The 17,768-nt window shown below is 66.0% G+C and carries 18 protein-coding genes; 6 read left to right on the top strand and 12 right to left on the bottom strand.

The window, feature by feature from the left end; all coding sequences use genetic code 11:
* Nucleotides 1-888: 888 nt before the first annotated feature.
* From DEJ35_RS05410 to DEJ35_RS05385, 6 genes are all read right to left on the bottom strand, one after another.
* Nucleotides 889-1,845 carry a toll/interleukin-1 receptor domain-containing protein gene (locus tag DEJ35_RS05410; RefSeq protein ID WP_111192207.1) on the bottom strand — a complete coding sequence of 319 codons (957 nt, stop codon included), beginning with the start codon at nt 1,843-1,845 and terminating at the stop codon, nt 889-891.
* 213 nt (nt 1,846-2,058) lie between these two features.
* Nucleotides 2,059-2,934, bottom strand: coding sequence for an HIT family protein (locus tag DEJ35_RS05405; RefSeq protein WP_181435525.1), 876 nt, complete (start codon nt 2,932-2,934; stop codon nt 2,059-2,061).
* Nucleotides 2,935-2,939: 5 nt separating this feature from the next.
* Nucleotides 2,940-3,422 carry a TIR domain-containing protein gene (locus DEJ35_RS05400; protein ID WP_181435516.1) on the bottom strand — a complete coding sequence of 161 codons (483 nt, stop codon included), beginning with the start codon at nt 3,420-3,422 and terminating at the stop codon, nt 2,940-2,942.
* 1,217 nt (nt 3,423-4,639) lie between these two features.
* Complete coding sequence (locus DEJ35_RS05395; protein WP_111192206.1) at nt 4,640-5,488, bottom strand: DUF4062 domain-containing protein; 849 nt, start codon at nt 5,486-5,488, stop codon at nt 4,640-4,642.
* 996 nt (nt 5,489-6,484) lie between these two features.
* Nucleotides 6,485-6,910: a hypothetical protein gene (locus DEJ35_RS05390; protein ID WP_110861048.1), complete on the bottom strand. Its 426-nt coding sequence runs from the start codon at nt 6,908-6,910 to the stop codon at nt 6,485-6,487.
* 8 nt (nt 6,911-6,918) lie between these two features.
* On the bottom strand, nt 6,919-7,128 hold the full coding sequence (locus DEJ35_RS05385) for a hypothetical protein (RefSeq protein WP_146238553.1): 210 nt from the start codon (nt 7,126-7,128) through the stop codon (nt 6,919-6,921).
* Nucleotides 7,129-7,623: 495 nt separating this feature from the next.
* Between DEJ35_RS05385 and DEJ35_RS05380 the strand changes: the two genes are divergently transcribed.
* The 4 genes from DEJ35_RS05380 (at nt 7,624) to DEJ35_RS05365 (ending at nt 9,983) form a co-directional block, all read left to right on the top strand.
* A complete protein-coding gene (locus DEJ35_RS05380; protein ID WP_111192205.1) occupies nt 7,624-7,977 on the top strand; it encodes a hypothetical protein in 354 nt (117 codons plus the stop codon).
* Between the two features lie 124 nt (nt 7,978-8,101).
* Nucleotides 8,102-8,851 carry a hypothetical protein gene (locus DEJ35_RS05375; RefSeq protein ID WP_111090978.1) on the top strand — a complete coding sequence of 250 codons (750 nt, stop codon included), beginning with the start codon at nt 8,102-8,104 and terminating at the stop codon, nt 8,849-8,851.
* Between the two features lie 32 nt (nt 8,852-8,883).
* Nucleotides 8,884-9,123, top strand: a complete 240-nt coding sequence (locus tag DEJ35_RS05370) for a PLD nuclease N-terminal domain-containing protein (protein ID WP_110861024.1) — start codon at nt 8,884-8,886, stop codon at nt 9,121-9,123.
* On the top strand, nt 9,123-9,983 hold the full coding sequence (locus DEJ35_RS05365; protein ID WP_258378436.1) for a serine hydrolase: 861 nt from the start codon (nt 9,123-9,125) through the stop codon (nt 9,981-9,983). The genes DEJ35_RS05370 and DEJ35_RS05365 overlap by 1 nt, the downstream gene beginning before the upstream one ends.
* 629 nt (nt 9,984-10,612) lie before the next feature.
* On the opposite strand, the gene DEJ35_RS05360 is transcribed toward DEJ35_RS05365, so the two are convergent.
* Entirely contained in the window at nt 10,613-11,662 is a 1,050-nt protein-coding gene (locus DEJ35_RS05360) for a methionine synthase (RefSeq protein WP_111192203.1), read from the bottom strand.
* A 37-nt stretch (nt 11,663-11,699) separates the two neighbouring features.
* Nucleotides 11,700-12,659: a putative oxygenase MesX gene (locus DEJ35_RS05355; RefSeq protein ID WP_111192202.1), complete on the bottom strand. Its 960-nt coding sequence runs from the start codon at nt 12,657-12,659 to the stop codon at nt 11,700-11,702.
* 119 nt (nt 12,660-12,778) lie between these two features.
* On the opposite strand from DEJ35_RS05355, the gene DEJ35_RS05350 reads away from it, so the two are divergent.
* Nucleotides 12,779-13,720: a LysR family transcriptional regulator gene (locus DEJ35_RS05350; RefSeq protein ID WP_111192201.1), complete on the top strand. Its 942-nt coding sequence runs from the start codon at nt 12,779-12,781 to the stop codon at nt 13,718-13,720.
* Nucleotides 13,721-13,771: 51 nt separating this feature from the next.
* On the opposite strand, the gene DEJ35_RS05345 is transcribed toward DEJ35_RS05350, so the two are convergent.
* The 4 genes from DEJ35_RS05345 to DEJ35_RS05330 form a co-directional block, all read right to left on the bottom strand.
* The gene (locus DEJ35_RS05345; RefSeq protein ID WP_111192200.1) at nt 13,772-14,326 is read right to left on the bottom strand and encodes a hypothetical protein; all 555 of its coding nucleotides are present in this window, start codon (nt 14,324-14,326) and stop codon (nt 13,772-13,774) included.
* 18 nt (nt 14,327-14,344) lie between these two features.
* Complete coding sequence (locus DEJ35_RS05340; RefSeq protein ID WP_111090976.1) at nt 14,345-14,716, bottom strand: hypothetical protein; 372 nt, start codon at nt 14,714-14,716, stop codon at nt 14,345-14,347.
* A 131-nt stretch (nt 14,717-14,847) separates the two neighbouring features.
* Nucleotides 14,848-15,444, bottom strand: a complete 597-nt coding sequence (locus DEJ35_RS16955) for a hypothetical protein (protein WP_146238551.1) — start codon at nt 15,442-15,444, stop codon at nt 14,848-14,850.
* Between the two features lie 195 nt (nt 15,445-15,639).
* Nucleotides 15,640-16,074, bottom strand: a complete 435-nt coding sequence (locus DEJ35_RS05330) for a hypothetical protein (protein WP_146244748.1) — start codon at nt 16,072-16,074, stop codon at nt 15,640-15,642.
* Nucleotides 16,075-16,531: 457 nt separating this feature from the next.
* Between DEJ35_RS05330 and DEJ35_RS05325 the strand changes: the two genes are divergently transcribed.
* Nucleotides 16,532-17,755, top strand: coding sequence for an endo-1,4-beta-xylanase (locus DEJ35_RS05325; protein ID WP_111192198.1), 1,224 nt, complete (start codon nt 16,532-16,534; stop codon nt 17,753-17,755).
* Nucleotides 17,756-17,768: the final 13 nt, after the last annotated feature.

Raw genomic sequence — 17,768 nt, 5'->3', positions numbered from 1 at the left:
AGCCGACCATAACCTATTTGCGAAACGGTAGTAGGCCACTGACGAAGTTGCTGAGGTGGACAGCTCGTCCAACTCGTGGTTCGGCGAACCAGCCTCCTGGCTCCCGCCACGCTTTTGAGCGCGCAGCCACCAGAGCCGAGGTTGGGCACAGGAGCCAAATCCGTCTCTGCGCGCCCCGCAGCTGAACCTGGTCGACCAATCTCACCGAGGGTTGGGCTGCGAGACTGATGCCGTCGTCGCGGTTCGCGAGCCACAGTAGACGGGCGATGCGGGACTCGGAAACACCGGATTCCTTCGCGACCCGCCGCATCGACGACTGACCCTTCCGGGCGACCGCGATCAAATCACGGCGGAGTTCTTCCGGATCCTTCCCCGAGGTGTATATCGTTTCAGCAGTAGCCGACGCCCCTACCTGCCACGAGTCAACCGAACCGGCAGCAGTGCCGCCCATGCCCAGACGAGACGTGGGAGTGGTTTCCCGACGAGTCGTTCGAGGAGGCTGCGCTGCATTGTCTCCGTCTGTGGGTGACACTAGACGGGACCCCGAGTGGTGGTATCCGGTAGCGGATCGGCCGTTCGGACTCACGGCTGCGGTCCAGACCTGAAGCGAGCTTGCCGCGATGGAGAGGGCAAGGAGAGCGACAGGCAAGGTCGCGATCAGCGCGGCAGCCTGTACGGTCGCGACTTCGGCGCCGGCCGCCGTCGTCAAAGCCGATGATTTGCTCTTGACTCAGCTCACCAGCGCTTCAATTCCGCGGTCGCAGCCCCCTGTCGAATCATGCGGCGAAGCACCCCATCGATGGTACGGGCAGCATCTGCGGGCACGCGGAAGCAATCCGTGCCACGGCGTGCCAACACGCCGGGACAGAAGAGACGTGCGGCTCCGCGTCAAGCGTCATCGGACTCGCCGCGCTTGGACGGACGAAGCCAGGTCGGAGGTGCAGCCATCGGCGGCGCCGGCGTCATCGGCATTCCGAAGAACGCCGCAGCGAGTTCGTTCAGCACGAGTGCAACGTCGTCGTCTGACCGAGCGTCGACGAACATGGCTTGTCCGAGCATGGGAGGCACGGCCTCGTTCGCCGTGCCGCCGCGAAGCACGGGAACAACGCGTTGGGCGGGGCGCAGATTGGGTAGGAGCTGCCTGATCAACACCGCCTCCTCGCCGACGCCCCCCGTCCCCGCCTCAGCGCGTCGGGCGTAGTTGGGGGTGCAGATGACCGCAATGTGATCAGCTCTTTGGATGGAAGATCGCATGAATCGGGTGACATTGGCCCCGGGGAGAAGTTCGTGCGCGTCCATCACTGCGTCAACTCCGCGGCGTCGAAGCCCAGCCACAAACACCTCTCGAACCCACAACTGGTGTTCCGGTGAGTCCCACGAGTACGACACAAATACTCTTGGCGCACCAGGGGTGTCGCTGCGTACCTCGGAGGTGCTGAGTGCGGCTTCGAGATCGCTGCGTGCGAGCCGAGTCTGCTGCCTCCAGTCAAATGTAATCGGCGTTCCCGCAGGTCCGAAAATCGCCCCCAACTGGCCATCAACCAGGTACTTAGATGGGTACAGAATGCCATCAAACCCTTCGGTGTACGCCCAGTCGGCGACCAATACCGATTCGCTAACATCTCTGCGACTTGCGACTCCGGGACGCGTGCCGCTGCGCGCTTCGATCTCTGGCGTCAGAGTGACGAGCTTGAGCGCAGGCAGTCGGTACTCGAAGAGCACCCTTCCGTCTATGACTCCAAGCGGTATTGGTGCTCGCGCTCCAGGCGCCATCGACTCTAAAACCGAGAACGGGGAGAAGGTTTCAGCGAGCGCGGTTCTCGCTGAGTCGGTGAACATGGCCACCCCAACGTTTTCGTCGCTCGGTACGAACAAGCCGACGTTTCTCGAGAATCGGTCCGTTCGTCCCGTTGGTCGCCCAATGCGCCAGACCTGCCTGAAGGCCTCGTCAACTGAGTTCGGCTCGGGTGACACGTTATTCAATCCGTTCAATCGCAGACTTCCGACGTGAGCAAATGCAGTCCTGGCGATTCTCGTATGGGGGTAATTTACGAACGACTAGGAACTGCCCACGATATAGGTCACGAGAGCTCCACCGGCCAGAAGGAAAGGCGAGTAGAACGGGGCAATCGCCCAGGACTTCCAGTCCTGTAGGTCGGGCCAGTAGTTGACTCTCGAGTTGTCGGTAGGTCCGGCGACAGTCGGATTCATCGAGAACGGTGGTATCGGCCCGCCGCCGGCGACATGGTCGTACAGGGCGCGGAAGGAACGTTCCTGTTTGAGGTAATTTGCGTCGAGCAAAGCAAACACCGCGACGGCGGCGATCCCTAGCGCCGCGATCGGCCAGCTGTGCTCTACGAAGGCAAATCCGTAAGCTGCGGTCACTATGGGGAGTAGCCACGTTTTTGCCGATGCGGACGCAGATGCCATCCTCGAAATAACGCCCTGAATGAAGCCCAGATGTTGACGCCGGTCCTCTGGAGAGTTGACCGGGAGTGATGCCGCGGAGCTTCGACCCTCCAGCTTGACCCGGATGGCGGCGGCGGTGATGCGCTGCTGTTCCGGTGATTCTGCGGCTTTCTTCGGCCAGCGCAGCACCATCCGGTCTCGCCTCCACCGAGGCACCAGATGCACGTGCACGTGCTCGATTGTCTGCGTAGCTGCCGCCCCATTGGACTGAATCACGTTGAGCCCCTCCGGTTGGAGCGCTCGTTGGAGCGAGTCCGCGACCGCGAGGACCGTTCTCATCACCGTGGCCGCATCCTCGCCCCCCAAATCCCACAAGCGGGAGGCATGCGTCTTCGGTATGACCAGCGTGTGGCCTCGCGTCGCTGGTTGGAGGGGAACGAACGCGACCGTCTCTTCGTCCTCGTAGACGATGATGGCATCCGGGTCCTCACCCAGCGCGATCATGCAGAATGTGCACTGACGCATACCAGTCAGGCCGTCGTGCCTTGACCGGACCAAGCCTCGATGTTCTCGGCGAGGTAGTTGTAGGTAGCCTTCGAGTCGATGTTCCCTACCCAGTCGCGCCGGGTGGGGTCGACGACGGGGATCGAGGCGCTCGGTACGTCGGCGATGTCGAACGGACTAGCTCCCGGCGAATCGACGGCACCCATTGAGGAGATGCCGTGGATGCGGATACCCAGCAGCGGGCGCTTCTCGGCCCAGGCCTTTTCGATCTCGTACCGCACCCAGGGTCGCTGGGAGGTGTAGCGGCCGATCAGTACAACCACGGCCCGCTTGTACTTCATCTGACCGTCGATCCACTCTTGAATAGCGGTCTCACCTCGCGCCTGGATGCTCTCCCAAGCCTGCGAGTTCAGGATCGGCTGCCCTTCGAGAGCACCCATCTTCTCCACCAGCTGCACCCTATGCACATCTTGCTTGTAGTGAAAGCTGTAGAACACCGTCCGGGCCATAATTTCTCCTTGACTCAATGTGTGGTTCCGATTCTACGGTCAGCATCCGACCACGGGAGGTCTGTCGGTGCTGAACATGACCGGATATCGCGAAGCACCGATCGTGAACTGACAGCCCGCGCACCAATGCCCGCTTGAGCTGCGCTCTGCAGTCCTCGCAGCGTTCGGTAGCCGGTCGGCTACCGAACGCCGCCTCGGTCACTCGTAGATGTTCCGATACCCGATCCACTAGCGGACCCGTGATCGTTTCGCGTTCGCTCCTCGTTAGACGGCGGTGGACATGCTGGGCTGTGTCGCGTGAAGGTCCTTCGAGCTCATCAACGGCTGGACCGGCAGGGCTGGTCTGCAGCGCCGCTTTGTCACATGTTCCGACGAAACTCATCCATGGCGCCGACCCATCCGCCGCGCCGAGGTTCACCTCGCCAGCGGCCCTCTGAACGCGGTCACCTCTCCGACCAGCTCGACTATCACCGACGCGCGCAGCGGACCGATGTTTCCGCTGTGCTGCAGCCGTCGCGACCAGTCGTACGCTGCAGCATGACCCCCCGCGACACACCGGAGCGCAGCGCCCTAACGATTGGGGCACTCGTCCTCGAGGCGCTCCAAACCGACCACGGATCCTTTGCCCCTGCATCATCGCCGCGCTGGCGCGTTTCAGCCTCACGTCAGTTCGACCGCCGATCTCGCCGAGGACACCCCCGAAGCATGGGGAGATCTTGCGTTGATCACGAGGACGTGCCGGTCGAACGATCGCGAGGATACGAACCTGCGCGCTGGTCCGAGCGCGGTCACACCGGCCTTACAACAATGGTCGCTCGGCCTGCAGGAGTCACCGCGAATACCGCCCACGTTATTGCAGATCTGAGTGCCGCTGGTACCCCGCGGATGCAGGACCTCCTTGAGCGGTGCAACCTGAGTTTCGGTGCCCCGGGTAATGCGCCATCGTACGTTTCGTTGGAATATACGACGGACAGCAACTGGTGGCGATGGTTGGGTCACGGCAGCGAGCGAAGGCCGGTTGGCCGCTGCTCTGCCGTTCTACCTGCGTGCTCGAGTGCTGATCGGCACCGACGAGTTCACTCAGAGTGCCCGAGCCGGGGCCGACGCAACGACTGCCCGCCCCATGGTGCAGGTGGCGTAGTTGAATGCGCACACGACGAGGGCCGCCGACGGCGTCGTCGGCCCTCGTGCACGCGGCTCAAATCACTTCCGGGGAGCTAGTCGACGTAGAACTCCTTCGTCAGTTCTTCGCCGCCTTGCTGCCATTTGATGCGGAGGATGCTTTCACCACCACCCATGGTGTAGAAAGTGTTCACTCGCCGTGTCTGGCCAGCGTGGATGACGGTGGGGCCGTCTGGAGCTACGACGTGCATCGAGGTGGGATTACCGGCAGATTCGAAAGTCACCCCATGGGCGTCAACGCCACCGGTATTGGTGACCTCGACCCAGTGACGGGTCGTGTACTTCGTCTTCCCCTTGTTGTCGACGTTCATCTCGCGTTCTTGCTGCGGCTGGACCTGGAAGTTCACCCCCTTGTGAAGCTGCGGGGGTGCTCCCTCGAGGGAGAGTTCGGCCAAGTCGTGCTCAATGGCTTTCCACACCTCGTACTCGAGTTGCGTGACGTTTTTGTACTCACCGAGGAGCCCTTTTTTCTCCATGTCGGCTCGGAAGGCGCGCACTGCGGCGAGCTGCTCGGTGTCAATATCGGACGGGAGGTCGGCCGTGGAGAAGTACAGATGAACGGGCTTCCCCAGTTCGAGCGCGCGATCGATCTCCTCGGCCGTTCCCGAGATCGCGTCTGGGGTGGCGGAGCCGAGTCGACCCGCGAACATGGCGAAGACCACGTCGGACTCGTCGACGCCCTGTGCGTTAATGAGTCGTTGCGGGTGGTCGCCGAGCTTGGGGACAGCGGAAGTTTCCCAACGCCATGGTTGCAGGATCACCCCCTTGTTTTGTGCGTTGGCGTGGTTCCAACTGTGGATTGCTTTCTCGACGGCATCTCGGGCGTCTTGCACGTCTGAAGGGGACGCGATCATCACCCGAAGAACGTTGGCTGCATAGCTCATGGCGGGACCATACTCAGGACCACCGACACGAAGCCGTGAAAGTTGCTCGCGATACCACCAAGTGCCGCGAACTGTTACGTGCCGGGCAAGCCGTCGACCGGCGTCGCTCGTGCAGGCGGTTTCGGTAGAGCAAGTAGTGCCTTCGTTCACTCTCGAACCGCACCCGCTCCAGTGCAAGGTCCGCTTCGACGCCGCGCGGCACCTGCCAACCTACTGATACTTTGCAACCTTCGGTGAGCCGACCGCGAGTGCGGCGCTGCTGCCAACCGCGTTGGGACGGGGGCAAAGTACCCTGGAGTCCACACGGTGCGCTGCTATCCGACAGAAGCCGAGGCCCCTGGACGACGCCTGCAACGCAACAAGAGGATGTTGCTTGGGTTGCTGATCGTGCCGGCAGCGTTTACCAAACAGCCTCAACCGAGCGGCCGGCATCGCCGAGAGCTGTGCGTCGGGCTCAGGCGGATCTGGGGGTCTCGCCAACCGAGTTTGGGATCCCTATGGGACTCCCGGACGAGTGACAGCTCGGCGGAGACCTGGCGCCGCGAAGTGGCGTATGCATACAGCGCCACCCGCCTTCCGCGCGGCGTGATAGGTCTGAAGTGGGGCCTAGTCCCTGCTTCCCTGACGTCATCCTCGGTCTTCCGGTCTTGCCACTGGTTGAACTCGGTCCGTTTGTCGAGCCGGTCAGATGCTCGGTGTCCAGGAAAGACTGCGCGAGCCAGCGAAGTCGCCGCTAGCGTTCGAGCGCACGGCGCACAACACACGACCACGCTTGGCGACCGCAGCGAAGACCGTCGTGAAGTCCGCTGACTGTTGCCGATCACTCCGCTCGGCGAAGAGCACCTCGCGACCGCGGACGGTCCCTGGAACTGAGCGTCGTCAAGCACCGGGGTGACGCCGCCGCGACGTGACCGGTGGGGCGGGCCGCGGCCCTGCCTCCAGTCCGGGTCTGGAGGCACGCCTCCAGCGGGCGCGACGGCGCGGGCCGACAACCGCTCACGCTGGCGGCGTCGTTCCCGCGCCCTCGGTGTCGTCTGCGCCCGCCGGGCCGGTGTCGGCCTGGTCGAGGTTTTCGCGCGGGTCGCCCATGTCACCGGTCGCCTTGCCCGCGGGGGACAACCCGAAGTGCTTGCGGACGGCGTTCGCCTCGGTGACGGACAAGGTGTTCCCGGCTCCGGCGGACGGCGCACCCTTGACCGCGCTCTTCGTGTACCCGACGTGCAGGTCCGTGCCGTCGAAGGTGGCGTCCTCGACCGGGACGAGCGTGGTGTGACCCCCGCGGAGTCCGGTCGTGACGCTGACGAACGCGGCGCTGCCGTGCTCGTCGGAGGGGAACACCTGCGCGACCTTGCCTACCGACGCGCCGTCGCGGTCTCGGACGGTCGCGTGCTCCACTTCGTGGATCTGGTCCTTCGTGATCATGTGTGCAGTCAACGCCCTCGGCCTGACGCCGGTGAGTCAGTCTGCGCGTCCTCGTGACCGGTCTGATCCTCGAGCGCCGCTCGGCGTACCGCGAGGTGGGCAGCAGGAACGGAGAGGGCTGCGCCGCCCACGAAGATGACCGACGCGACGATCACCGGGGCGGGGGTGCGGAGCGCGGGCACGAGGATGCACACCGCGCACCAGAGGACGGTGATCACGCCCGAGATCAGCGTCGGAGGCAGCGCCGCTCGGTGCCCGGTCCGCCAGGCGTCGTCGCTGGACATCGTGGCGCGTCCGGACGCCGGCGAGGTCGTTCCGGCCGAGCTGCCCGGTCGCAGCTCGCCACGTCAACCACATCACGAGGACCGATCCGCCGATCTCGAGGGCGAGTGCGGACACCATGGCTCCGGGCATGGTGACGACGCTAACGCCCTGGAGCATGAACGGCAACATTCCGGACGCTCGGTGGCGAGCGAGCGTCCCGACGCTGATGGCTGGGGACCGGCCGCGAGCCGACTCGACTGAACGTCGAGAGATGGCTGCCCGAGAGGGGAAGCATCACGAAGGGGCTCACCGGACGACGGCTGCGCTCTCGCTGGAACTGGATCGGCCGGTCGTACGCTCCCTCCCGGGCGGGTCCGATCCTCAGACGACCGTCGCTGAACTGGCCCATCGCACCTCCGGATTGCCGCGAGGTCCGACGAGGATCCGCGATGCCCGTCGACCGCCTGGTTGCGCAGGGTCATCGGCCGTCCAGTAGTGTCGTAGAACAGATTGCGGTCCACACGGGGGTGTGCGTGACGATTGTGTTCGATGACGGGGCAGCCGATGCCCTCATCGCTGCTGCGGAGGGGGCTTCCGGGGACCTGCGGTCGCAGGCTATGGCGGATCGGGTGCGAGTCGAGGCGGCGGTTCGGGACTTCCGCGGCAGCTACGCGACGCTCTTCACGACCGACAGCACGATCCGGTCGGAGGACACGCAGCGTCTCGCCGGTGTCTTCGCTGACCTCAAGACATCGATCGATCGGGCGAAACGCGAGGCTGAATCCGAGCGGCGCTCTCGCTGAGTCCGGAGACGACACGCCCGGGTCACTTCTGAAGTTGCATATCTGATGTATTGGTGAGTTGACTGTCGGCAACGCCGCCGACGACGAGACCCGGCGTTGGGGCCGGAGAGTGAGGGGAAGTTTCATGAAGCAGTCGACCTACGGGCGGATCGTCTCGATCGGCGCAGTGTGCGCCGTCGTCGCCACCTCCATCATTGGTGCCGCGCCAGCCAACGCCGCGGCCGCACCGCCCGCCGCCGGTGACGTTGCCGCTCCGCGAACGCCGTCTGCAGTGTTGTCGGCTATCCGCGCCGACCTCGTTGCTTCCGGAGCCTCGTCTGACGTCGCGGCCTTCGACCACCTCAACGCTGAACAGCGACACGAGCTCGCCTCGTACTTCTTGGATCCGGCTGTTGCGTCTGCCGCAACTGCCGCCTCCGACGAGAGAGTGCTTGGCCCGGCGACCGTTCGCACGAGCGGGGACTTTGAGTGGGGTGAGGTGGAATCGTCGGGGGCCGAGCGAAGCGAGGATGGCGTCGGGGTGGGGACCAGGGCGGCATCGCGGTCGTCCTGGGGCACACAGTGGTTCGCCTTCGCTGGAATCAGGCTCACCGAGACGAAGGTTTCGATGTCGTACGAGTACAGCGGTACTACGGCGAGGAAGATGCTCGGATACTCGTGCACGGTCGTCAGGAACGTGCAGCCGTTCACTCAGGTGACGACCTCCAAGAGCAGCGGCTACATCAGTGGCGGACAGGCCACCGCGAAGTGCAAGGTCGTCGTGAAGCGTGGCGTGCCGACCCCATGGGGAACGATTGCGTGGAGCACGTACTCCGCGGTCCAGCGGCTCAGCGCCAAGGGCAACGGCGCGATCACCTACAACCGCTGGGAGTGAACGAATTGACGTCTTGGACGGAGGAATAGACCATGAACCCGCTCGTTCCGACAGCGCTCGACGGAGTGCTGATGACCGTGTCACTCGTCGCTCTGTTCCTCGCACTCGCAGCGTTCATCTCGCTGATGCGATCCGGGTCGACCTCCGGCCGTCGCTTGATCGCATGGACCCTCGTCGTCCTCTTCATCCCGATCATCGGGCCGGCAACGTGGTTCGTAGCACGGCGCCGCGAGCGGTCGACCGAAGTCAACGGTGATGGGTTCGGCTCGTAGTGGTCGGAGCCGTCGCGCGAGATTCACGGACGCCATCTGGACACTGGCGCGCGAGTCGTCGCGCGGCTGACGGCTGGCGAACGGTCCGTGAGTCCCGAGGGCCGTACGACACCGCCTCGATGCTCGAGTGGGGGAGCATCACGAAGGGACTCGTGGGCACGACGGCCTGGGTCACACTCGAGGTCGAGCGGCCGGTCGTGCACTACCTCCCCGGTGTGCCCGATGCCGAGATGACCGTTGCTGACCTCGTCCACCACACCTCCGGTCTGCCCCGGCTTCCGGCCATGATGCGCGACCGCCTCTTCGGCGACCCGTACCGAGTGTCTGTCGGGGTTCCTCTGGATTTGACGGCTGCGATACCGGCCACGCCCCGAGGCCAGTTCGTGTACTCGAACCTGGGGTACGCCCTCCTCGGTGCGGTACTCGACGAGGTACACGGCGACTGGTTCGCCGCTGTACGCCAGCACGTCCTCGAGCCGGCGGGGATCAGCTCGGCGGTCCTCGTGCCAGCTCCAGCAGACCGGGTGGTGCCGAAGCTCTTCGGTCGCGCGATCAAGCCGTGGGCGCTCGGAGAATCGTCGTTCGCGGCGGCAGGCGGCGTCTGGTCGACGTTCGACGATCTCTGTCGCTACGCCGATTGGGCGCTCGAACCCGGAGCAGGGCACTCCCGCGCGGTGAGCTGGCAGCGGGAAGGAGCATCGATCTGGATCAACGGAGAAGTGCGAGTGGGAGGAGCGGTCATCGCCAACGCGGCAGGGATCACCGCGGTGGTGCACACGCTCGCGAAGGCCCCACGCGCGGCCGACGCGATCGCCACGGCGCTCATCGAGCGGGAAGCGCGGGAGACATGCAACGGCTGATGAACGAACCGATGGCCAACGCCCGCGGCCGACGCAGGCGAGCGGGGATCTTCGCTGCCGTCGCTGCCGCGTTCCCCGTCGTCGTCGAGGTTGCGCTCACCAGCGCCTGGTGGGATCGACTACCCGAACGGATCGCCACGACGTTCGGCCCCGACGGCAGCCCGAGCGGGTACGGAACACCGTTGGGAACCGCGATCCTGCTCGCGGCGATACAGGCGCTGTGCCTCGTGGCGGCGGTCGGCTCCGCTTTTGCTCGAGATCGGCGCAGAGGTCGCATCTCGTGCGCGGTCACCGCAGGGTTCGTCGCGGCTCTCGCGATGAGCTGGCTGATCATCGTGGGATTGGCGTCTTCGACGTTGAGTCCTACTGCTTGGTGGCTTCTCGCGGCGGCGCCCGCATGGGCCGTTGTTCCGTACTGGCTGCTTCCCCGACGAGGGACTGAAAGCGGATCGCTGAGGCAGTCACCGGGGTCGAGGGGCGGTAAAGGGCGAGGGCGTTACAAACGCAACCTCGCAGCCGGACGGCAGCCGTGCCTCCAGGCCGGGTCGAGAGCCGCGCACGCGGCGGACGCAACACGAACGGCGGCTCTCTTCCGATCGGAAGAGAGCCGCCGTGGTGTTTCGCGGCGATCAGCGGGCCGACGGCACCGCCACGCGAGCGAGCTCGGCCCGCACGATGTCCGCACCAGCGGACAGCGCGCCGAGCTTGTTCAGCGCCGCACCCCGCGCCAGGGGCGCCATCCCGCAGTTGGAGCTCGGGATGAGCTTGTCGGCATCGACGAACTCGAGCGCCCGACGCAGCACCTCCGCGACCTCCTCCGGCGTCTCCACGGTCTCGGTCGCGACGTCGATCGCCCCGAGCATGACCTTCTTGCCGCGGATCAGCTCGACGAGTTCGAGGGGGACGTGGGAGTGGATGCACTCGAGCGAGACGATGTCGATGGACGACTGCTGCAGGAGCGGGAAGGACTGCTCGTACTGCCGCCACTCCGCCCCGAGCGTCTCCTTCCACTTGTTGTTCGCCTCGATGCCGTAGCCGTAACAGATGTGCACGGCGGTCTCGGCGCGCAGGCCCTCGGCTGCGCGTTCGAGCGCGGCCACGCCCCAGTCCTGCACCTCGTCGTGGAAGACCGTGAAGGCGGGCTCGTCGAACTGGATGATGTCGACGCCGGCGTCTTCGAGCTCCCGCGCCTCTTGGTTGAGGATCGTGGCGAACTCCCACGCCAGCTTCTCGCGGCTCTTGTAGTGCTGGTCCGAGAGGGTGTCGATCATGGTCATCGGGCCGGGGAGTGCCCACTTGATCGGCCGGTCGGTCTGGGCTCGCAGGAACGCAGCGTCCTCGACGAAGACGGGCGCCCGGCGGCTGACGGCACCGACGACGGTCGGGACGGCCGCGTCGTACCGGTCGCGGATGCGGACGGTCTCCTTGCGGTCGAGGTCGACGCCGTCCAGGTGCTCGATGAACGTCGTGACGAAGTGCTGGCGGGTCTGCTCGCCGTCGCTGACGATGTCGATGCCGCGGTGCTCCTGCTCGTGGACCGCGGACCGGAGTGCGTCCTGCTTGCCCTCGGTCAGGGCGGCACCCTCGAGCAGCCAGGGGGACCAGAGCCGCTCGGGCTCGGCGAGCCAGGACGGCTTCGGCAGGCTGCCGACGATCGAGGTGGGGAGGAGAGAGCGCATGGGAGTGACGATCCAGTCAGTCGAAGGGCAGAGGAATTCAGCGCGCGAGGGCGGGGTCAGCCCACCGGGCGAGGAGTGCGTGGTGCGGCCGCACCAGGTGCTCCTCGGTCCACCGGCCCTGCGTGATCCCGAGGCGGCTGCGCTCCTCGCGGTCGTAGGTCACCGGGGTGGGCGTGAAGTCGGTGTGGTCGAGGGTGGGGCGGTAGGTGCTGCCGGCCGGGGTGTTCGAGGCGTAGACCTCCGGGCGGTAGATCTTCTGGAAGGTCTCCATGGTGGCGATCGTGCCGATGAGCTGGAGGTCCGTGTAGTCGCCGGTCAGGTCGCCGCGCGTGTAGAACGCGAGCGGGGCAGCCGCTCCGGCGGGCTGGAAGTACCGGACCCGCATGCCCATCCGGCCGAAGTAGTCGTCGGTGAGCGAGGAGTGCTCGTGCTCGTACTCGGCGCCGAGCACCGGGTGGACGTAGCCGTTCCGGCGGTAGGTCTGGCTCGTCGAGACGCTGATGCACACGACGGGCTCGGCATCGAACTGCGAACGGAAGGCGTCGGACTCCAGGAAGCGCTGGAAGAGCGCCCCGTGCAGCTGTCCGAAGTCGGACGGGATGCCGGACGACGCCGAGGGCAGCAGGACGGAGAAGTCGTAGTCGCGCAGGTACGACGAGAAATTGTTGCCGAGGATCCCCTGGTGGCGCTCGCCGGTGTGCTGGTCGAGGATCGTGACGTCGAGCATCTCGAGCAGCGGGAACTCCGCGTCCGACCCGCTGTCTGAGAACTCCAGCGCCACCGAGACGATGTCGAGCTGCAGACGGTAGCGGTCGTGCGCCGCGGCCAGCTCGTTCGCGCGCCCGTCGATCATCGTCAGCGCAGCACGGAGGTTCTCCTGACGGTGCTCGCCGCGTGCCAGGTTGGCGAAGTTCGTGGTCAGCCGGGAGCTGTCGGCGGGGGAGTAGTCCTCGTCGAAGCGGGTCCGGGTGATGCTGAAGGTGAGGTCGTTCGCCATGGTCGGCAATCTGTTCGTCGAGCGCCCGTGGGTGCTGGGGAAGGGGTGCCTCGATCATGGCGGGATACCCGGGCCATCAGGTAATACCGAGACGCTATGCACCGGTATAGCCTCGGCCTATGGCCCGGGTCTCGAACGACATCACCCTGCAGCAGCTCCGGTACTTCATCGAGGTCGCGACGGAGGGCTCGATCAGCGCTGCGGCCGACCTGCTCTACGTGTCGCAGCCGACGATGTCCGCGGCGATGAAGGACCTGGAGACGCGGATCGGGCGCCCGCTGTTCACTCGCTCGGCCCGAGGCGTCGTACTCACCGTCGATGGCGTCGAGTTCCTCGGGTACGCCCGACAGGTCGTCGAGCAGGTCTCCCTGCTCGAGCAGCGGTACGTCGGCGGCCAGCGGTCGCGTCGGCTGCTCGGGGTGTCCGCCCAGCACTACTCGTTCGCGGTGGAGGCCTTCGTCCGGATGGTCAAGGCCGCGGCTGCGGACGAGTACGAGTTCTCGCTGCGCGAGACGCGCACCTGGGACATCATCGAGGACGTCCGCACCCTGCGCAGTGAGGTGGGCATCCTCTACCGCAACGACTTCAACAAGCAGGTGCTCGGCAAGTTGCTGCGCGACGCCGGTGTCGTGTTCACACCGCTGTTCGTCGCACAGCCGCACATCTTCGTGGCCAAGCGGAACCCGCTCGCGTCGCGGGAGCGTGCGACCCTCGAGGACCTCGCCGACCTGCCTCGGCTCACCTTCGACCAGGGTGCGAACAACTCCTTCTACCTGGCGGAGGAGATCCTGTCGACGATGTCGAGCAAGCGGGAGATCCGTGTCTCGGACCGGGCGACGATCTTCAACCTCATGATCGGCCTGGGTGGCTACACGATCTCGACCGGGCTGATCAGCGACGACCTCGACCCCGAGATCGTCGCCATCCCCCTCGACGTCGACGAGCGCATCGAGATCGGCTGGATCGCGCACGCTTCGGTTCCCCTCACCGTGCAGGCACAGACCTACCTGGACGAGTTGCGTGCGGTGGTCACCAGCTACGGCGTCGAGCCGCTCGGGTAGGCAGGCTCCGGTTTCCGGCGGTGGCCAGCCTGGAGGCCCGACACGCGTCCGTCAGGAGGCTGCGGTCTCGATCATCGCCGTCACGTGCGGCGCGCTCCACCGCAGGAGCGCGTCAGCAGGTGGATCCTCTAGGTCCTCACCCCAGATCGCGACGGCGGCGCCCGACATCGGAGCCGCGAGAAGCGAACCGGAGTCGCTGTCCCACGTCCCGAGCGACCAGTTCTCGCGGAGATCGGCGACGGTGTACTCGCTGTCGGCCGGGTCGAGGTCCCTCGGCACCTCGTAGAGGTAGTACGAGTCGTAGTTGAGCAGGTCGATCCCGGCCTGCTGCAGGTCGACCGCACTCGCCCGCCGCGCTCGGCGTTCGCGCCGCTCCGCTGCGTCCTCGGTGTCGCCGTCGAAGCTCCAGTACGTGACGTGGATGCGCGGATCGAGTCGCCCGACCGCAACCCGATCGATCCCGTCGTTCCAGGCCCGGACTTCGCGGTTGCCGAGCGTGACCGCCATCGCGTTCATCCAGGCGACGCGTTGGGCGGCGGTGACGTCGTCGCCCCATTCATCACCGCCGATGTGCACGGTGCGGCTGGAGGGGAAGGTCCGCTGCACCTCTGATCCCGTTCTGGGTCAGTTCTCCAACCGCAGCTTGTCCGGCATGCCGTCGGAGCACTTCGAAGTGGCAGAGATCTGATAATTGCCGGGATAGGCGTTGAAGCTCGCGGAAGTCACCGGACCGCCTCGACCACGAACTCCGGGCACCGGATCGGCGCCTCCGCTCTGGTACTCCTCGACATTGATGCCAAGGTCCTGCCAGTGCTTGCTCACCAGCTGTATGTCGCTGTCCGCATCGGCCCCCGCGGTGTCCGCGCGCTTGATGACGTACACGAAGGCCGTCCCTGTCGCGCCACCCTGCTGCTCACACTCTCGAACGCCTGGACCGCTCACGTGCTCCCAAGTCCCGCCTGCTGCCGTGGAGGAATCTTCGACGAAGTCGACCACGGATTGCTTCGCTTCTGATGGTTGCATGCCGGGTTCTCCAGGATCATTGCTGCAGCTGGACAGGAAAAGCACGGAGCACCCAAGGGTCATCGCGATAGCGATCGACCTGTTGCGCTGGGAGCGCCTCGTCGTCACGGTTGCCCCTGCATCTGCTCGAGCACGCTCTTCTCGTACCACGTCATTCCTTTGGGCTCGTGACGGGTCATTGCCTCGGGATGCCCCGTGGTGGCCTGACCAATGTTGTACAGCGATTCCGTGTCGGTATCGAGGTAGCCGCGGTGATCGTCCGTGAGGACATTGTGATCATCCACGGAGTGCTTCTTGCCATCTCCCGGAACGCCGTCGGTGCCGAACGCGGTCGCGCCGAATGCAGGAGCGTTGGGATCTTGACCGTGCGTCGGACTCAGTCTGCCGGTCTGTGCCCAGCGGTCGCCGCGGCCGGGCTCGATGGCCCAGATGTTCTGGGCTTGACCCGTGGCCCGCGAGTCGGCCTGTGCCCCGGATCTGACGGCTCGGGGCGTGCGGACGACAGTGGTGGAGTCACTTGGGTGTACGTGAAGCAGCGCGAGGGCGCGGCCGACCCGAGGGACGATCTCCGGAAAGTCGAGGCGCTGTGGAAGAGCCTCGGCATGACGACCGAGCGGTATCGGAGCGGCGGCGACGATCCTGATCTCAGGGGTCCGGGGCCGCGGTGGTCCGATCGAGACGATCGACTTCCTCGCTTCCACAGTGGGTGGCTACAGCATCGACGCTGAATCGCAATGTGCCGACGGCCATTACGGAGAGATGACCGGGAGCGGCTCGACCAGCTGATCAGGGGCTCATCAACGGACCTCCGCTCGACCACAGCTCGTGCGTAATCCTCCGGCTGCTGCATGTCCGAGATGACCGTGTCCTGCGCGAAGGGCACGCTATCCGTGTGGTCAGTCGGAAGAAGCGGGCGGCAGGTCGATGGCAGGCTCCCTCGGCCGCAACCCGAGCTCGGCAGCAGCCGTGAGGTACGCGCAGTACACCTCGCCGTACCGAGCGGTCGCGCGATCCGCACGAGCGACGTCCGTCGGGCGCTCGACGTTCGTCTCGTACCCGATCGTCCGGCGCTCCGCTGCCTCGTCACCGACCGCTACGGACCACCGCCAGATGTCGGAACTCGACGCAGTCGGCGGCGCATGCTGCAGCACCTCGTCCGGTACTGGGATCACTCGACGGTCGGGGGCGGCGCTGCGGAAGAAGGCGAAGAGCATCGCGGGAACGGCGACGACGCCTCCACCGAGGACCACGCCGGTGAGTCGGGCAATGATTGGCTCGTCTCCGGGCAGCAGCGGCGGCGCGACCACGAAGCCGAACGCGCCGCCTGCCATGTACCCAATCGCGAAGGCCGCCAAGGCGGACGCTGTTGCGAGCCGGGCCTGACGGCGCACGCCAGCGGGGTCGTGGAGTCGGCGCCACCGAGACGCGGTGTCGGCAGCGGGGCCGTCGCGGTTGACGTGCACGCGGCCGTCGGGGGCCCGGAAGAAGGGTGAGTCTGCACACTCCGGATCGATCACGGGATTCCGTCAGCCCTGGTCATCGCCCCTGTGGTCAGCATCCGAAGTCCGGGCCCTGGTGAGTCTGCCCCTTGGCCAAGGAGCATCCGGCCAACGACCCGCGCAAGCGTGGCTCCGAACACGCAGACGAGCGCCGGCGTCCACCTCGTGATGCGTCGAGCGCGATGCTTCTGCGAGTTCACACCCTCAAGCTACGGCGTGACGCCGCCAGCTTCCGCTGCTATGTTTGCGCGCACAACAAATCCGGGACGACGATGTCGGAGGACGCGCGATGACGCACGCAACAGAGCACCGCTTCGGTCAGACGACCCTGACGATCGTCGATGCCGAAGGCAATCCGATCCCCGATGCCGACATCACGGTCGAGCAGACCCGCCACGCCTTCGCCTTCGGCAACATCGGCTTCGACTTCATCGGACTCGCCAATGGCGAAGCAACCGGCGAAGCAGGCACCGAGCACCTCGCCGACCTCTACACCGACGTCTTCAACACCGCGACGCTCCCGTTCTACTGGGGCCGCTTCGAGCCCGAGCGCGGAGCCCCGGACGCCGCCAGACTCCTGACGACGGCGCAGTGGTTCCGCGACCGGCGCATCGCCCTCAAGGGTCACCCGCTCGTCTGGCACACCGTGCAACCCGATTGGCTGCTGGGGCTCCCGCTGGACGAGGTCGAGCAGCTCCAACGCGAGCGCATCCGCCGCGAGGTCTCCTCCTTCGCCGGCGCGATCGACACCTGGGACGCCATCAACGAGGTCGTCATCATGCCGGTGTTCGACAACGGCGACAACGCCATCACCCCGCTCGCCCGGGCGAAGGGCCGCATCCCGATGATCCGGATGGCCTTCGAGGAGGCCCGCGCCGCCAACCCGCACGCCACCCTGCTGCTCAACGACTTCGACCTGTCGAGCGCGTACGAGTGCCTGATCGAGGGCGTGCTGGAGGCCGGTGTGCAGATCGACGCCATCGGGTTGCAGACCCACATGCACCAGGGCTACTGGGGTGAGGACACGATGCTCGCGATGGTCGACCGGTTCGCCCGCTACGGCCTGCCGCTGCACCTGACCGAGACCTCGCTCGTCTCCGGTGACCTCATGCCCGCGCACATCGTCGACCTCAACGACCACCAGGTGGCCTCGTGGCCGTCGACGCCCGAGGGCGAGGAGCGCCAGGCCGACGATGTCGAACGGCACTACCGGAGTCTCGTGGGGCACCCTTCCGTCGAGGCGATCACCTACTGGGGCATCACCGACGCCGGCGCCTGGCTCGGCGCCCCGATCGGACTCGTCCGCGCCGACGGCACCCCGAAGCCGTCGTACGACGCGCTCCGCCACCTGGTCAAGGAGGAGTGGTGGCTCGGTCCGACGGTGCTGCGGACCGACGACCGCGGTCGGGTGCAGATCCGGGGTTTCCGCGGCGACTACCGCGTCGACGCGCGTGGCACGTCCACGGCGTTCGCCGTCACCGACGTGCCCACGCAGGTGCAGATCGTCGCGTGACCACCTGACGGCC

The organism is Curtobacterium sp. MCPF17_051 (genome assembly GCF_003234595.1).
Lineage (GTDB): Bacteria > Actinomycetota > Actinomycetes > Actinomycetales > Microbacteriaceae > Curtobacterium > Curtobacterium flaccumfaciens.
Note: the sequence above shows the minus strand (reverse complement) of the source record. Positions and strands in the feature narration are given on the sequence as shown.